Origin of the sequence: Blautia sp. BCRC 81119 (assembly GCF_003184505.1) — a bacterium.
Taxonomy (GTDB): Bacteria; Bacillota; Clostridia; order Lachnospirales; family Lachnospiraceae; genus Blautia_A; species Blautia_A fusiformis.
Window position 1 is genome coordinate 1 of sequence record NZ_QJHD01000012.1, and the last position, 15014, is coordinate 15014.

The window sequence follows — 15014 nt, forward strand, 5'->3', positions numbered from 1 at the left end:
AGCTTGCGGAAAGATATGATGCAGTATGTGTGGAAGATCTGAATCTGAAGGGAATGTCCGGAGGGCTGCACCTTGGGAAAGGTGTGCAGGATAACGGGTACGGGCAGTTTCTGTTCATGTTGGGATACAAGCTGGAAGAATATGGAAAACATCTTATAAAAGTAGACCGTTATTTTGCATCCAGTAAGATCTGCAGTGTATGCGGACATAAGAAAAAGGAACTGGCATTGTCGGACAGAATGTATGTTTGTGAATGTGGAAATAGGATAGACCGGGATGTGAATGCAGCAGTCAACATCCGTGAAGAAGGAAAAAGAATCTATAAAGAATGTGCCTGACGGCACAAGAAAAAAATCCGTAACCGGATAAACATAAAAAACAAAACCGCGGGACACGCGGGGATAGCCTGTTTTAGCTTTGCCCTAAAGGGTAATCGAGCAGGAAGCCCCCACTTCAAAATCGTAAGATTTAAGTGGTGGGAGCATGTCACTTGCTTTGTGGAACAGATTGATATTTACAGGGAGGAATCGTATTTCAGATTCTTCAAGTACATAAGAGTTCACTTTTCGTTGTATTTTAAAGAAAGAGAGACATGGAAACTTTGGAACAACAGCGAAAGTATCTTTGAAAAAGATCAAGGGATTACAATAAAATGATATGTAAATGAAGAGTAAGGGGAAAAATGCTGATTACGGATATTATTAACATTTTGGGGAATGAGTTTAGTAGTATATATTGCGTAAATCGTCAAGATCAGTACATTCAGATTTATAGACATCTAAATGAAAACACAGAGTTAGATGAATTAATGAACGAGAAGAAAACATATGAAACCGTAATACAAAAGTATATAGAGACCAATGTATTTGAAGAAGACAGAAATAAAATGCTGGTTGCTACGGATTTTAATAATATATGCAAACAACTGCAACTGGTCTCACAGTTCACAATACATTACAGGATAAAAAATGGTAATGATATTTTGCGTTATCGTATGAAATGTGCAAGAATTGGAAATGCAGATACATTCGAAAAAATAGTGTTTGCGTTTGCAAGTGAGGATTCAGATATAAGATTAGATGAGTTAGGCATTATGAACTTGAGCAGCACCGGTGAGAAAAGAAAAAGCATCTTTTCTCTGCTTATTAAGTGATGATTGTGAGCTGGATCATCGGAGAATGGACAATGTTATTAATGAGTTTGTAGAGAATGCTCCGATTAAAGGAATAAAGATTAAATATGGTATTTACAAAAATATAGATAAGAATCTTTCAATAGCTACCATATATGATTATGCATCTATGGCGGCAGAAACAGTTATGGAAGATTATAATCATGACTATGCGTATTATACAGATGAACTGGCGCAGAAGAGACTTTATAACCAAATGATAGAAAACGATTTTACAGATGCTTTGAAAAATAAGGAGAGATTGGTATAGACGATATTATTTGGATTATTAATCGGCAGGGATAGTCACTTTCCCTTTATATTCCTGCAGGTTTTACATAAGAAGATGGATTTCGGTCAGCAAAGGCAGCTCCCACAATGCCTTTTGGATATCCGCTTCTGCAAGTTGTAGTAAGTAATTGCTTCCCATCAAAATCATGGGGAAAGCGAACTGGTCTGAAAGACCGCCAGTTAGTGTGATGATGATAAGGAGATTTTGAAACTGATGACAGACAGAGATTATGCAATTAAATCAGTGAAAGAAATTACCTTCCATATGGCAAGTCATGCACAGGATTAAGACATTATACTGATATTAAAGAACTGATGACAAGCTACCAGAAACTGATTTTAGAAAACCAGTTGTATTGGAAGAACTGGATATGGAGTGCCAGGAGAAAATCAATGAAGATATGGCATATGCATTGAGTTATCTGAGCATTTATAACAATCAGCTGAATGTGCCAAAGATGCACCGGGAAATGAATAACCTGATGATCATTTATGGCTTGTCTGATATGATCTATCGTGGAATGACACTGGTGAAGTTCTATGCACCGAATGGTGTGATGCTCAGTGAAATCCTTCATTCCTGTTTTTGCAGTCATTATAATAAGACAGATGTGGAAGTACAGCAGGAGCTAGGAATAGGCAGGACTTCTTTTTATAAAATGAAGAAGCAGGCACTTGGATATTTAGGATTTTATTTTTACGAGATCGTGGTACCGCAGGCAAAGGATAAAAGATTTAAACCGTCACTGGGCGTTGAGGAAGAGTAGGTGAGTAATATGAGATACGAAGATTCGATGAAAGGTGTAGCTGATCAAATAATCAAAGAACAGCAGCGAGCCAGTAAAATTAAAAACAATCCAGAAGAGTTCCATTGGCATGACGAATATGCAACGTTGAATTTCTTTCGGTTTATCTGCAAAAATATCGGTAACTTGAGAAATGGAGAAATTGAAAAAATGGTCACACGTTTAAAGTACATAGATCAGAAAGCAGTGGAAAACCATGTGAATGGTGCTGTTTGGGCATTTGATTATGATAAGATGTTCTGTGTATTGATGGAAAATGAAATTTGTCGAAAGGTGTGTGAAAAGAATAAATATAACAGTTGGATGAATCTGATGGGACAGTATTGTGTTTCAAGGACTTAAAGACGAAGAAAGTTGTTGGAGAGAAATAATTTCCAGCAACTCTGTCTTTAATGAATAGAGTTCATTTTTTTATTCAACTATTCCCATGATATATACAATATGTAAATGTGCAATTCAAATATCAGTTTATGCTAAGTGCAAAAATAATAATAATTACTATTATTGACAAAAGAATAATTATCATGTATAATACAGATATACAAGAAACAAAGTGTTAGAAAAATTGCTAGGAACTTGGTAACAAAAATAAATCGACATTGAAAATGGAAAATGACTATGAAAAAATATGAATGTGAACCATGTGGATATATTTATGATCCGGCAGTAGGAGATCCAGACGCCGGTATCGCTCCAGAAACTGCATTTGAGGATATTCCAGATGACTGGACATGCCCAATCTGCGGATTAGGAAAAGATGTTTTCGTTCCTGTAGAAGACTAAGCAGAAAATGCAGGTACGAAACTGCCAGACATTAAAAGAGCCTAAGAGAACATATAAAAGAAATGGAGGTCAAATTATGACTTACGATTTAAACATTACCTTTGATGACAATTTAGTAACAGGAAATAAAACAATCGATACACAGCACAAAGAATTGATTGACCGTATCCAGAACTTTGTAACTGCCTGTCAAAATGGCGACAGCAAAGTAAAAGCAATCAAAATGCTGGATTATCTGGATGAATATACTGACTTTCATTTCAAAGAAGAGGAAAAGCTTCAGGAAAAATCCGGTTATCCAGAGCGTGAAAAACATTATGAAAAACATGAAGAGTTTAAAAAGACAATTCAAGAACTGTATGAATACCTTCAGGAGTATGAAGGACCAACAGATCGGTTCAGTGAACTTGTACAGAAAAATGTAATCGACTGGCTGTTTGGACACATTAAAACATACGACCGCTCTGTGGCAAAATTTATCTTTATGAAACAAAATCCAGACCGATGCTAAAATAAACCAGGGAACGAGTTCACTCAGAATGTAGACAACGTGATGAAGTAAATTAGGGGCTGTCACAATGCAGCCCCTTTCCTGTTATAGCGATATTCTAGGTAATATATTGCGCTGGCATGACATATTATTTTACTACTACTATATGGGAAGAGCAAGCAGCTCTTCTTTTTTTTGTCCTTTTTATCCAATTTTAAGTTGTAAAGTCTCTTTTCATTCGACAAAATTCTCCACAGACAGAGGATATGCGACGAGCATTGATATGAACATCTATTTATGGAAAGAGGATATTGAAGACGGGGAATCGGTAATGACAGCCGAATATAGACCTGTAGAATACGGAAAGGACTATGATGTTGTCAATAATCCTGATAAATTTCAACTATATATAGATGGAAAAGAGATTAAATAGTAATCTCCTGAAAGCAAGCTTTTTGTCAATTATTTCAAAGAAAAATTAAAGGATAACAATACATAGTTTTGACAATGATATTTTGAAAAAATTTATAGGAATGCTCTATTATCAAATTGACATAGGAATATGGTAGCGTATAATTAGAATTGAATACACTGAAAAAATGGAGGAATTACATGAAAGCACATAAATATTGGTCAGTAGGAGCATTGATCACAATGCTTGGGACTTTTTACACTGGATATAAAAAGCAAAAATCAAGTCACAAATACTTTGCTTTAAGTTCTATGTTATGTATGGTAATGGCGATATATACAGGTCATAAAATGATTACCGGGAATAGGAAGAAAAAGGCGAATAAAGAGAAAGATACAGAAAGGGAGGGATAAATAATGTTGGAAGTAGGGGTTAAGGCACCGGATTTTGAGTTGCCAGATCAAAATGGGAAAATACATAGATTATCGGATTATACAGGAAAAAAAGTGATTTTATATTTCTATCCCAAGGATAATACAGCGGGATGCACGAAACAGGCATGTGGGTTTTCTGAGCGATACCCTCAGTTTACCGAAAAAGGAGCAGTTATTCTTGGAGTCAGTAAGGATTCTGTATCCTCTCATAAGAGATTTGAGGAAAAATATGGATTGACATTTACACTTTTAGCAGATCCAGAGCGGAAAGTTATTGAAGCATATGATGTATGGAAAGAAAAGAAAAATTATGGCAAAGTCTCTATGGGAGTAGTAAGAACCACATATCTTATTGATGAACAGGGGATTATTATAAAGGCAAATGATAAAGTCAAGGCTGCAGATGATCCTGAAAATATGCTCAAGGAATTAGATTAATGAAGATAATATTATCCCCTGCTAAAAAGATGATTACAGATACTGACAGCATAGCGCCGGATGGATTGCCTGAATTTATTGAAAAGACGACAGAGATACAAAGTTGGTTGAAAAGTAAGTCAAAAGAAGAACTGAAGACTATCTGGAAATGTAATGACAAAATTACAGAACAGAACTTCAATAGATTGGAAAACATGGATCTTTATCATTTACTTACCCCAGCTGTCTTATCATATGAAGGAATTGCTTTTCAATATATGGCTCCATCCGTGTTTGAGGACAGTCAATTCGAGTATGTACAAAATCATTTGAGAATAATATCTGCATTTTATGGTGTGCTAAAACCAAGGGATGGTGTGACACCTTATCGTTTGGAAATGCAGGCGAAGGTTGGAATAGGAGAAACAAAAAATCTGTATGAGTACTGGGGAGATTTATTATACCGCTCAGTGATTGATAACAGCAGGATTATAATCAATCTGGCATCGAAAGAATACTCTAAGTGCATAGAAAAATATCTGACACGACAGGATAGATACATTACGATTACATTTTGTGAGTTATCAGGAGATAAACTGGTGACAAAAGGTACATATGCTAAGATGGCCCGTGGTGAAATGGTTAGGTTCATGGCTGAAAACAGAATTGAAAATCCTGAGGATATTAAGAAATTTGATAGACTAGGCTATTCATTCCGCTCTGATTTATCATCAGATGCAGAATATGTTTTTGAACGGAAAAAATGATGATTGAATGATTATTTTAAATAAAAGGTAATCAGTAATATTGATTATTATAATAATAGTAATTATTACTATTATCTATTGACAATAAACAGATTGAGATGCACCACGAAGAGAGATATCGTGCACTTCTTAAGAATATTGAAACTGCACAGGTGTTTGAAAAGAGTGAAGTTAAGGTATGGGAATGCCGTAACTGTGGACATGTTGTGGTAGGAACAAAGGCACCTGAGATATGTCCAGTATGTAACCATCCACAGAGTTATTTCGAAATACGTGAAGAGAACTATTAAAGAGAAGGAGATTATTACAAAGAAGAAAGTGATTATTAAAAAAAGCAGTAATGATAGGCTGTGGCTTTGTTGGTTCTGCATCGGTTGGTAAAGAAGCATTAAAGTTTAAGAATCGACGGATGCTTTGAAGAAAGTTATAGAAACAATTGGATTTTAAATTTTAAACATAGGAAGATAAAAAAGATGGAAGTAAAATATTATGTATGCAATCATTGTGGAAACATTATTGAAATGTTAAAGGATCAAGGCGTACCAGTAATGTGTTGCGGAGAGGCTATGCATGAGTTAAAAGCTGGAGTGACAGATGCTGCTGTTGAGAAGCATGTACCTGTATATACAGTGGACAAACAGCATGTACATGTTGTGGTCGGTGAAATAAAACATCCAATGCTTGATAATCATTTCATTGAATGGATTACACTAAATACAAATCAGGGTATTTATAGAAAACAGCTAATTCCAGGACAGGAACCTATTGCGGATTTCTGCCTCTGTGATGGAGAATATGTAGAAGAAGTATACGCATACTGCAATCTTCATGGACTCTGGAAATGCTAAAAACACTTGACTTTCGTGCTAAGATTACAAAATAATTCAGATACAACAGTAATATATGCTGTGTATTAATATATTTATAAGGAGGAATAAACTAATGAAATATGTATGTGACGTTTGCGGATGGGAATATGATGAAGAGGAAGGTTATCCTGAAGGTGGTATTGCACCAGGAACAAAGTGGGAGGATGTTCCAGAAGATTTTGAATGCCCATTATGTAATGTTGGAAAAGATCAGTTTTCAGAAGTTGAATAGAAGCCTAATCTTGTGTTAAATACAGATGGATAAACCAAAACCCTGGTGCGTGAGCAACAGGGTTTTTTATTGCGATATTTTGTGATGATATCACAGAAAATAATCTACCTTTTGCTTATAATGTAGTTAGAAACTAAGTAAGGAGGTAGTCTAAATGAGATTAAAAGATAAAGTTGCAATCATTACGGGTGGAAGCCGTGGTATAGGATTTGCTACAGCTGATAAATTCTTGAAGGAAGGTGCTTCAGTTGTGTTGGCAGCAAGTTCACAGGAATCGGCAGATGTTGCTGTAGATAAATTAAAAGAAAAATATCCCAATGCAATAGTTGCTGGAATTAGTCCAAATCTGGCAAGCATGGAGTCTGTCAGAAAGGCTTTTAAAGAGGCAACTGAAAAATATGGATGTGTCGACATACTGGTAAATAATGCAGGGATTTCAGAAAACACCTCATTTATGGATTATACAGAGGAGACTTTTGATAAAGTCATGGATCTAAATGTAAAAGGAGTATTTAATACTACTCGTGTAGCAGCAGAATGTATGGTGGCAAGAGGCAAGGGGGTCATTCTCTCAACTTCTTCCATGGTGAGTATTTCGGGACAGCCAAGTGGGTTTGCTTATCCGGCATCGAAGTTTGCAGTAAACGGATTGACTGTATCATTAGCAAGAGAACTAGGACCTAAAGGTATTCGTGTTAATGCTGTTGCACCTGGAATTACAGAAACTGATATGATGAAGGCCGTGCCAAAGGAAGTTATCGAACCTATGATTGAAAGAATTCCATTGCGTCGTCTTGGACAGCCAGAAGATATTGCCAACGCGTTTGTGTTTCTTGCTTCAGATGAGGCGAGTTACATTACAGGTGTTATATTAAGTGTAGATGGTATGGCAAGAAGTTAAGTTAATGAGGTATGGTGATGTAATCACGGAAAATAAATGAAATTAAGACTATAATAAATCTACAAAAAGAGAAAGATAAGGAGGACTGTAAAATGTCTGCTATTAATATCAATAAAAATAATTTTCAGAACGAAGTACTGAATTCCGATAAACCCGTTCTTTTAGATTTTTGGGCATCTTGGTGTGCGCCTTGCCGTATGGTAGTACCTATTGTAGAGGAGATTGCAAGTGAGCGTAGAGATATTAAAGTTGGAAAGATTAATGTAGATGAAGAGCCTGAACTGGCAAATAAGTTCAGTATTATGAGCATTCCAACTTTAGTGGTTATGAAGAATGGGAAGATTGTACAGCAGGTTTCAGGGGCGAGACCTAAGAATGCGATTTTAGAAATGCTTTAGGGGGGGTGTGCTAATGGGATTTTTTGATCTCTTTAAACAGTCGAATATTAATCAAGGCATAGAAGAATATAAAAGGACTGATGATGCAGTTCTGCTGGATGTACGTACACCGCAGGAATATCAGGAAGGACATATACCAGAAAGTAAAAATGTGCCGTTGCAGCAACTTGACAATATTGCTTCTGTAGCGAAGAATAAGGATATCCCACTGTTTGTATACTGTTATTCCGGTTCACGAAGCCGCCAGGCAACTGGGATACTGCAACGAATGGGATATTCTAAAGTAAATAATATCGGTGGCATTGTAGCTTACTCAGGAAAGGTGGAAAAATAAGATGAAGGTAATAATTGTAGGAGGTGTAGCCGGAGGAGCTACAGCCGCAGCAAGAATACGCAGACTGAATGAACATGCTGAAATTACTGTGTTTGAAAGATTCGGATACATATCCTATGCAAATTGTGGACTTCCATATTATATTGGAGACGTGATCACAGACCCGGAAGAACTTACACTACAGACACCAGAGAGTTTTTTTAAACGCTTCCGTATTAACATGAAAATTCATCATGAAGTTATCTCCATACATCCGGAACGTAAAACGGTTTCAGTGAAAAATTTAGAGAATGGTGAGATATTTGAAGAAAAATATGATAAGCTGATCCTCTCTCCAGGTGCAAAGCCAACACAGCCGAGACTTCCCGGAGTAGGTATTGATAAACTTTTTACACTTCGTACTGTAGAAGACACTTTTCGGATAAAGGAATATATAAATAAGAATCATCCAAAATCGGCTGTATTGGCAGGTGGTGGTTTTATTGGTCTGGAACTGGCAGAAAATTTGAGGGAGCTTGGCATGGATGTTACGATTGTCCAGCGGCCTAAGCAGCTGATGAACCCTTTTGACCCGGATATGGCATCCATGATCCATAATGAAATGAGAAAACATGGGATAAAACTGGTACTGGGCTATACAGTAGAAGGATTTAAAGAAAAAGACACCGGAGTGGAGGTCCTGTTGAAAGATAATCCATCCCTTCAGGCTGATATGGTAGTTCTGGCAATCGGAGTCACACCAGACACAGTATTAGCAAAAGAAGCCGGTCTGGAACTTGGCATCAAGGAAAGTATTGTAGTGAATGACAGAATGGAAACCTCTGTACCGGATATTTATGCTGCAGGTGATGCAGTTCAGGTAAAACATTATGTTACGGGTAATGATGCGCTGATTTCTTTGGCAGGACCAGCCAATAAACAGGGCAGAATCATCGCTGATAATATTTGTGGCGGTGATAGTCGTTACCTGGGCAGTCAGGGAAGCTCCGTTATAAAAGTGTTTGATATGACAGCAGCCACTACAGGTATCAATGAAACCAATGCCAAAAAGTCAGGATTAGAGGTAGATACAGTAATTCTTTCTCCTATGAGTCATGCCGGTTACTATCCTGGTGGAAAAGTGATGACCATGAAGGTGGTTTTTGAAAAAGAGACCTATCGTTTGCTTGGTGCTCAGATTATTGGATATGAAGGAGTTGATAAACGTATTGATGTGCTGGCAACAGCAATTCATGCAGGGCTGAAGGCAACCCAGCTGAAGGATTTGGATCTCGCATATGCACCGCCTTATTCCTCTGCCAAGGATCCTGTAAATATGGCAGGATTCATGATAGACAATATAGCAAAAGGTACCTTAAAACAATGGCATCTGGAAGATATGGATAAGATTTCTAGAGATAAAAGTGTTGTGTTGCTGGATGTGAGAACTGTAGGTGAATTTAACAGGGGGCATATGGATGGATTCAAAAACATTCCTGTAGATGAACTGAGGGAACGTATCAATGAAGTTGAGAAGGGAAAGCCTGTTTACCTGATATGCCAGAGTGGGCTACGCAGTTATATTGCAAGCCGTATTTTGGAAGGAAATGGATATGAAACATACAACTTTTCAGGTGGATTCCGCTTTTATGATGCAGTGGCTAATGACCATGCACTGATTGAAAGATCATATGCATGTGGTATGGATTATTAGAAATAAATAAAATATTTTTATAGTTTGATTGTAATATAAAAAGATCCCCCATTTATTAGAATGACTTCCATAATTCTGATAAATGGAGGATTCTTCTTTATATGTTACAGAAAAACAATTTTATGACCTTTGGAGTGTTTCCAGTCTTTTTGGATCAAGGATTGTGATTTTGCCGCGGGAGAGTTTGACGAGACCCTCGCCTTGAAAGTATCGAAGCATTCGAGTGATAACTTCCCTGTGGGAACCAAGATGATTAGCAATCGTCTCATGAGTGATTTTCAGCTCGTTTGTTCCTTCGATAGAGGTCTCTTCTAAAAGAAATGAAGCAACACGCTTATCCAAACTCTTCCACATGATTTGTTCAATCAGCCACATGACATCAGAAAAACGGGTGGCCATTAACTCATTGGTATAGTTTGCGACGGGAGCAGATTCCTTCATAATGTCCTTATAGATTTCAGCAGGGATGATCCAAAGATCAGTATCTTTTTCTGCTTCAATGGTTACTTCAAATTGAATGGAGCGTATGATACATGAGGCGGATAAAAGACACATATCCATATCGAACAGACGGTAAAGTGTAATCTCCCGTCCTTCATCTGAAAGTATGTAAGTTCGAAGCTGCCCGGATTTAACCAGTAATAATCCAGTACAGTCCAGGTTTCCATTGTGAATGATTGTCCCTTTTTTTACATACTGTGTGATTAAATTGTCTGAAATTATTTTTTTCTGTGTTGTATTTAAGTCATTCCATAGTGGAAAACAATTTTCGAAGTTCATAACCGTTATCTCCTTTACGAACATAGTATACTTGCTTTTTTTAGATGCGTCAATTATGTAACTGGCATATGCCATAAATAGAAATAAAAAGAAGTGTAATAAAGTAAATTATCTTTTCTGTGATATCATCACAGAAGCAAGATCTTTTATGCGATATATTAAGTTCAAATAGGAGAAGGAGTTGAAAAATATGACATCTATAAATATAAATAAAGAAAAGTTTGGACAATTAATTCATAAGGAAAAACCGGTTTTGGTTGATTTCTGGGCACCGTGGTGTGGTTATTGCCGTAGAATTGGAGCGGCTTATGAAAAAATAAGTGAAGAATACAGCGATATTCTTATTGCTGGAAAAGTAAATATTGATGAAGAACCACAGATTGCAGAAGCTGAAAAGATTGAGATAATTCCTACGCTGGTTTTATATCGGGATGGAAAGGCAATAGATTCTATTGTTGCACCTGAATCAAAAATAATGATAGAGAATTTTATTAATGAAGCATTGGAAAAATAAAAGGAGGACTGCTGTATGAATGAAAATCATGTTTACGATATGATTATCGTGGGTGGAGGACCTGGAGGGTATACTTCAGCATTATACGCAGCCAGAGCAGGACTTGATACAATTGTTATAGAAAAATTATCTGCAGGTGGTCAGATGTCATTGACCTGGCAGATTGATAACTATCCTGGTTTTGAAAATGGAATTGACGGATTTTCATTGGCAGAGAAAATGCAAAAACAGGCGGAAAAATTTGGCGCTAAAAGTGAATATGCTGAAGTTTATAATATGGATTTAACAGGAAAGCTTAAGAGAGTAGAAACTAGTTCGGGAATTTATATTGGGAAAACAGTAGTGATTGCTACTGGAGCAAATCCAAGAGAACTTGGTCTTGCTAAAGAAAAAGAATTGATAGGTCATGGGGTTGCTTATTGTGCCTCCTGTGATGGTATGTTTTATAAAGATAAGATCGTGGTGGTTGTTGGTGGTGGAAATTCTGCTGTATCAGATGCTGTTCTTTTAAGTCGAATTGCTAAGAAAGTCATCATTGTTCATCGAAGAGATACATTACGTGCAACGAAAATCTACCATGACCAGCTGATGAAAACTGAAAATATAGAGTTTCGATGGAACAATACAGTAAATGAACTGATTTATGGAGAACGATTGACTGGTGTGCGGTTGAAAGATACAGTTACAGGAGAAGAAAACATTATAGAATGTGACGGCCTGTTTGTGAGTATAGGAAGAAAACCGACAACAGATTTTTTAGATAATCAGATAGAACTGGATAATAAAGGATATATTGTGGCAGGTGAAAACACTGAAACGAGTATTCCGGGTGTTTATGCTGTAGGAGATGTCAGAACAAAGTTACTTCGTCAGATAGTAACAGCAGTGGCAGATGGTGCTATGGCAGTACATATGGCAGAAGAGTATGTGGAGAAATAACAATCAGAATTTAATTGTTTAAGAAATTGTTCTTTGGTTAATGGCATTTTTATGTATCCTCTAGTTTTACTAAAATTCAATATGTATTATGTATATAAATAACAGATAATCAGGTATTATCCTTCAGCTATTTGAAAAAATATATATCTACTGCAACTGTTCCGTAATATCTATAGTTTAAAAATGTACAAGAAGCTCGGTTGTCTTATTGGGGACGATTAAGAGGAAGAAATAAACACTATATAATGAAACAATTACATATGAGATGGAATTTTCTATAAGGACACAGGAATCTGGCAGTTCTTAGTGTTACCAAATCCTTCTGTCGTACAGGCTTCATAAAAGGAACTAATATGCGACACTATTGCAATCGAGGTAATATTGACATAGAATTCCATGTATTATAGAATGGTATCTGTAAAAAGAAGGCATGAAGAAAGCAGCTTTAAACGGGCTGCTTTTTTTGTGTCTTCTTTTGTCTTTCCTGAGTACCGGAGGAAAAGGAGTTTTCTGGATGGAGCAGAGAAGACAAAAATAAATAAGAACAGGAGGAAGTATATGGAGGATACCAAAAAAACAGTTTTGGCGGGAAACGGGGAAAAAGATGTTCCGCGTGCGGTCTACGATGGTGTTTTGACAATCGATGTAGACGCGCAGGTTGAAAGCATGGAGGAACAGGAAGAAGCCAGATGGCATCAGCTTTTGAATGCACATCGTACCAGAAAGATCCTGACGGGCCAGCTCGGGGGCATTGAAAAACTGGAGAGTGGATGGATGGTTGCTGTTACATACTTTAATGGTTTCCGGATCATTATCCCAATGAATGAAATGATGATCAACCTTCAGGGAGACGGGCGTGAAAACGCGGATACCTTAAACCGTCAGGTCCGTATTGCTAACAACATGCTCGGCTGTGATATTGATTTCATCATCAAAGATCTGGATAACAAGAGCCGGAGCGTTGTAGCATCCAGAAAAGATGCAATGCTTAAAAAGAGACAGACTTTTTACCTTGGGGAAGATACAGAAAAACCAATGCTCTATGAAGGCAGGATCGTAGAAGCAAGGGTGATCGCGGTAGCTCCCAAAGCAGTCCGCCTGGAAGTCTTTGGTGTAGAAGTATCTGTCCGGGCCAGGGACATGGCCTGGGAGTGGATGGTAGATGCCGGAGAAAAATTCCAGGTAGGTGATCTGGTGCTGGTCATGGTCAATAAGGTGGAAGCAAGCTCTGTTGACCAGATCATTATAGAAGTGGATGCAAAGAGTCCGACAGCCAATATCAATAAAGATAACCTCCGGAAATGCCATAAACAGGGAAAATATACAGGGATCATTACGGAAGTCTATAAGGGAACCTATTTTATCCGCCTTGATATCGGAGTCAATGCCGTGGCACATTCCTGCAATATGTCCGCACTTCCGGGAAAGAAAGATAAGATTGGATTTGTGGTGACCCGCATCAACGACAACTATGAAGTGGCAGAAGGCATTATCACAAGGCTTATCAAAAGAGCTTCCTGAAAATGTTTTTATGATTTTCAAAGAATTCTGTTGACACAGAAAAAGGGATTTCTTTAACATCGGAGATAAAGATGGAAAGGAGTGACGTCAGATGGCAAAAAAGAAGAAAAAACAGATACGGGAAACCTTGTACTGCCCATATTGCAAAAGACCCGGGGTACTTAGGCCTGCAGCTTATGTCTATGGAGATAACAACCTGGATCCGGAGAAATACCTGTATGTATGCAGCGGCTATCCTTCCTGTGATTCATACATTGGGGCACACAAAAAAAGTATGCGTCCCATGGGAACCATGGCTGACAGCAATCTGCGTAATAAGCGGATCGAAGCACACAGAGCTTTGGATGCAATCTGGAAAAATGGTTATATGACCAAACATAGCACGTATATCTGGCTTCAGAACCGTTTGAATCTCCGGGAAAAGGACACACATATCGGGAAATTTTCTTATTACCTGTGTGAACAGACCATCCGGGAATGTACAGACTATATAAAAAGCCGAGAGGAGAAAAAGAAATCCCCGGATAAAATAAGCGTGGCATGACGGAAAGGATGGATGCCCTTGAGACTACAGGCGACAGAAGATGATGTATATCATCTGATGGACCTTAAAGAACAGTATTTTATTATGACAGCAATATGCAGTGTGGCAGAGGGAATCAGCGCATACTTTTTCATATACCAGAAAAGATGCTGGGATCTTGTATATTTGTGTACTGCACTGGCGCTTGCGATAATCCTGCTTCTTCGTCAGGCCATAAAAATCAGCCGGAGGATCATGGAGGCAGAAAACTGTTATATGGCACTTGAAGAGGACAGCCTGGCAGTCTGCCAGCCGGAAAAGAACGGAAAATATGAGTCCTGCAGGATCTTTTACGATGAGATGGACAAGATCGTAGAAGGAACCAGGCGGGGAGTTCCGGAATTTTATATCGTGATCCGAAAAGAAGGGAAAGAACAGAAAAGCTTTTTCCTTTTGGATGAAGAAGAACAGGAACGGGATGTTTTCTGTGTACGATCCTTTGGCTTTGACAATCAGGGATTCATGGAGTTTTATCGGAAACTCAGGTGGATCGTACCGGGAAGAACAAGGATTATCGGGACCAAAACACAGGAAGTATGGAAACTGCGGCGGCCGAATATCGGAATCTGTACGGCAGCAGGCATGCTTTTGGGGTATGTACTTCCAAAACTCCTGGAAATGATGTATGGGTAACAAGTTATATGAAAGAAAACAGATCAGAAGCAGAGATTAGAAAGAG

General features: G+C 37.8%; 23 protein-coding genes and 1 pseudogene. 23 read left to right on the top strand and 1 reads right to left on the bottom strand.

The window, feature by feature from the left end:
* The 18 genes and pseudogenes from DMI82_RS08720 to DMI82_RS08800 form a co-directional block, all read left to right on the top strand.
* A partial coding sequence (locus DMI82_RS08720) for an RNA-guided endonuclease InsQ/TnpB family protein (RefSeq protein WP_110103099.1) occupies nt 1-338 on the top strand: 338 nt, incomplete at its 5' end.
* A gap of 344 nt (nt 339-682) precedes the next feature.
* The gene (locus DMI82_RS08725; RefSeq protein ID WP_015524970.1) at nt 683-1153 is read left to right on the top strand and encodes a hypothetical protein; all 471 of its coding nucleotides are present in this window, start codon (nt 683-685) and stop codon (nt 1151-1153) included.
* A 25-nt stretch (nt 1154-1178) separates the two neighbouring features.
* On the top strand, nt 1179-1442 hold the full coding sequence (locus DMI82_RS08730) for a hypothetical protein (RefSeq protein ID WP_015524971.1): 264 nt from the start codon (nt 1179-1181) through the stop codon (nt 1440-1442).
* Between the two features lie 391 nt (nt 1443-1833).
* The gene (locus DMI82_RS08735; protein ID WP_015524973.1) at nt 1834-2229 is read left to right on the top strand and encodes a hypothetical protein; all 396 of its coding nucleotides are present in this window, start codon (nt 1834-1836) and stop codon (nt 2227-2229) included.
* A gap of 9 nt (nt 2230-2238) precedes the next feature.
* Nucleotides 2239-2610 carry a hypothetical protein gene (locus DMI82_RS08740; protein WP_059086885.1) on the top strand — a complete coding sequence of 124 codons (372 nt, stop codon included), beginning with the start codon at nt 2239-2241 and terminating at the stop codon, nt 2608-2610.
* A 276-nt stretch (nt 2611-2886) separates the two neighbouring features.
* Complete coding sequence (rd, locus tag DMI82_RS08745; RefSeq protein WP_015524975.1) at nt 2887-3051, top strand: rubredoxin; 165 nt, start codon at nt 2887-2889, stop codon at nt 3049-3051.
* A 76-nt stretch (nt 3052-3127) separates the two neighbouring features.
* A complete protein-coding gene (locus DMI82_RS08750) occupies nt 3128-3562 on the top strand; it encodes a bacteriohemerythrin (protein WP_015524976.1) in 435 nt (144 codons plus the stop codon).
* A 262-nt stretch (nt 3563-3824) separates the two neighbouring features.
* Nucleotides 3825-3974 carry a hypothetical protein gene (locus DMI82_RS20070; RefSeq protein ID WP_015524977.1) on the top strand — a complete coding sequence of 50 codons (150 nt, stop codon included), beginning with the start codon at nt 3825-3827 and terminating at the stop codon, nt 3972-3974.
* A gap of 179 nt (nt 3975-4153) precedes the next feature.
* A complete protein-coding gene (locus DMI82_RS08755; protein WP_005421604.1) occupies nt 4154-4366 on the top strand; it encodes a DUF6219 family protein in 213 nt (70 codons plus the stop codon).
* Nucleotides 4367-4369: 3 nt separating this feature from the next.
* A complete protein-coding gene (bcp, locus tag DMI82_RS08760) occupies nt 4370-4825 on the top strand; it encodes a thioredoxin-dependent thiol peroxidase (RefSeq protein ID WP_005421605.1) in 456 nt (151 codons plus the stop codon).
* Nucleotides 4825-5571, top strand: coding sequence for a peroxide stress protein YaaA (yaaA, locus tag DMI82_RS08765; RefSeq protein WP_005421606.1), 747 nt, complete (start codon nt 4825-4827; stop codon nt 5569-5571). The genes bcp and yaaA overlap by 1 nt, the downstream gene beginning before the upstream one ends.
* 89 nt (nt 5572-5660) lie before the next feature.
* A pseudogene (locus tag DMI82_RS08770) lies at nt 5661-5861 on the top strand (rubrerythrin family protein); the annotation flags it as partial.
* 183 nt (nt 5862-6044) lie between these two features.
* The gene (locus tag DMI82_RS08775) at nt 6045-6419 is read left to right on the top strand and encodes a desulfoferrodoxin family protein (RefSeq protein ID WP_015524981.1); all 375 of its coding nucleotides are present in this window, start codon (nt 6045-6047) and stop codon (nt 6417-6419) included.
* A gap of 94 nt (nt 6420-6513) precedes the next feature.
* A complete protein-coding gene (locus DMI82_RS08780) occupies nt 6514-6672 on the top strand; it encodes a rubredoxin (RefSeq protein ID WP_005339874.1) in 159 nt (52 codons plus the stop codon).
* A 154-nt stretch (nt 6673-6826) separates the two neighbouring features.
* Nucleotides 6827-7573, top strand: a complete 747-nt coding sequence (locus DMI82_RS08785) for an SDR family NAD(P)-dependent oxidoreductase (protein ID WP_005421611.1) — start codon at nt 6827-6829, stop codon at nt 7571-7573.
* Between the two features lie 92 nt (nt 7574-7665).
* A complete protein-coding gene (trxA, locus tag DMI82_RS08790; RefSeq protein ID WP_005421612.1) occupies nt 7666-7971 on the top strand; it encodes a thioredoxin in 306 nt (101 codons plus the stop codon).
* A 13-nt stretch (nt 7972-7984) separates the two neighbouring features.
* Complete coding sequence (locus DMI82_RS08795; RefSeq protein WP_015524982.1) at nt 7985-8305, top strand: rhodanese-like domain-containing protein; 321 nt, start codon at nt 7985-7987, stop codon at nt 8303-8305.
* Between the two features lies 1 nt (nt 8306).
* A complete protein-coding gene (locus DMI82_RS08800) occupies nt 8307-9998 on the top strand; it encodes an FAD-dependent oxidoreductase (RefSeq protein WP_110103100.1) in 1692 nt (563 codons plus the stop codon).
* Nucleotides 9999-10118: 120 nt separating this feature from the next.
* Here DMI82_RS08800 and DMI82_RS08805 read toward each other — a convergent pair whose 3' ends face one another.
* Nucleotides 10119-10802, bottom strand: coding sequence for a Crp/Fnr family transcriptional regulator (locus DMI82_RS08805; protein ID WP_059085770.1), 684 nt, complete (start codon nt 10800-10802; stop codon nt 10119-10121).
* 166 nt (nt 10803-10968) lie between these two features.
* Between DMI82_RS08805 and DMI82_RS08810 the strand changes: the two genes are divergently transcribed.
* The 5 genes from DMI82_RS08810 (at nt 10969) to DMI82_RS08830 (ending at nt 14968) form a co-directional block, all read left to right on the top strand.
* The gene (locus DMI82_RS08810) at nt 10969-11292 is read left to right on the top strand and encodes a thioredoxin family protein (RefSeq protein WP_005330449.1); all 324 of its coding nucleotides are present in this window, start codon (nt 10969-10971) and stop codon (nt 11290-11292) included.
* A 15-nt stretch (nt 11293-11307) separates the two neighbouring features.
* A complete protein-coding gene (gene trxB, locus DMI82_RS08815; RefSeq protein ID WP_059085771.1) occupies nt 11308-12231 on the top strand; it encodes a thioredoxin-disulfide reductase in 924 nt (307 codons plus the stop codon).
* 558 nt (nt 12232-12789) lie between these two features.
* On the top strand, nt 12790-13752 hold the full coding sequence (locus tag DMI82_RS08820; protein WP_110925766.1) for a S1 RNA-binding domain-containing protein: 963 nt from the start codon (nt 12790-12792) through the stop codon (nt 13750-13752).
* A 91-nt stretch (nt 13753-13843) separates the two neighbouring features.
* Nucleotides 13844-14296 (top strand): zinc-finger-containing protein, encoded by a 453-nt coding sequence (locus tag DMI82_RS08825; RefSeq protein WP_110103101.1) that lies wholly within the window; start codon nt 13844-13846, stop codon nt 14294-14296.
* 18 nt (nt 14297-14314) lie between these two features.
* A complete protein-coding gene (locus tag DMI82_RS08830) occupies nt 14315-14968 on the top strand; it encodes a hypothetical protein (protein WP_110103102.1) in 654 nt (217 codons plus the stop codon).
* Nucleotides 14969-15014 lie beyond the last annotated feature (46 nt).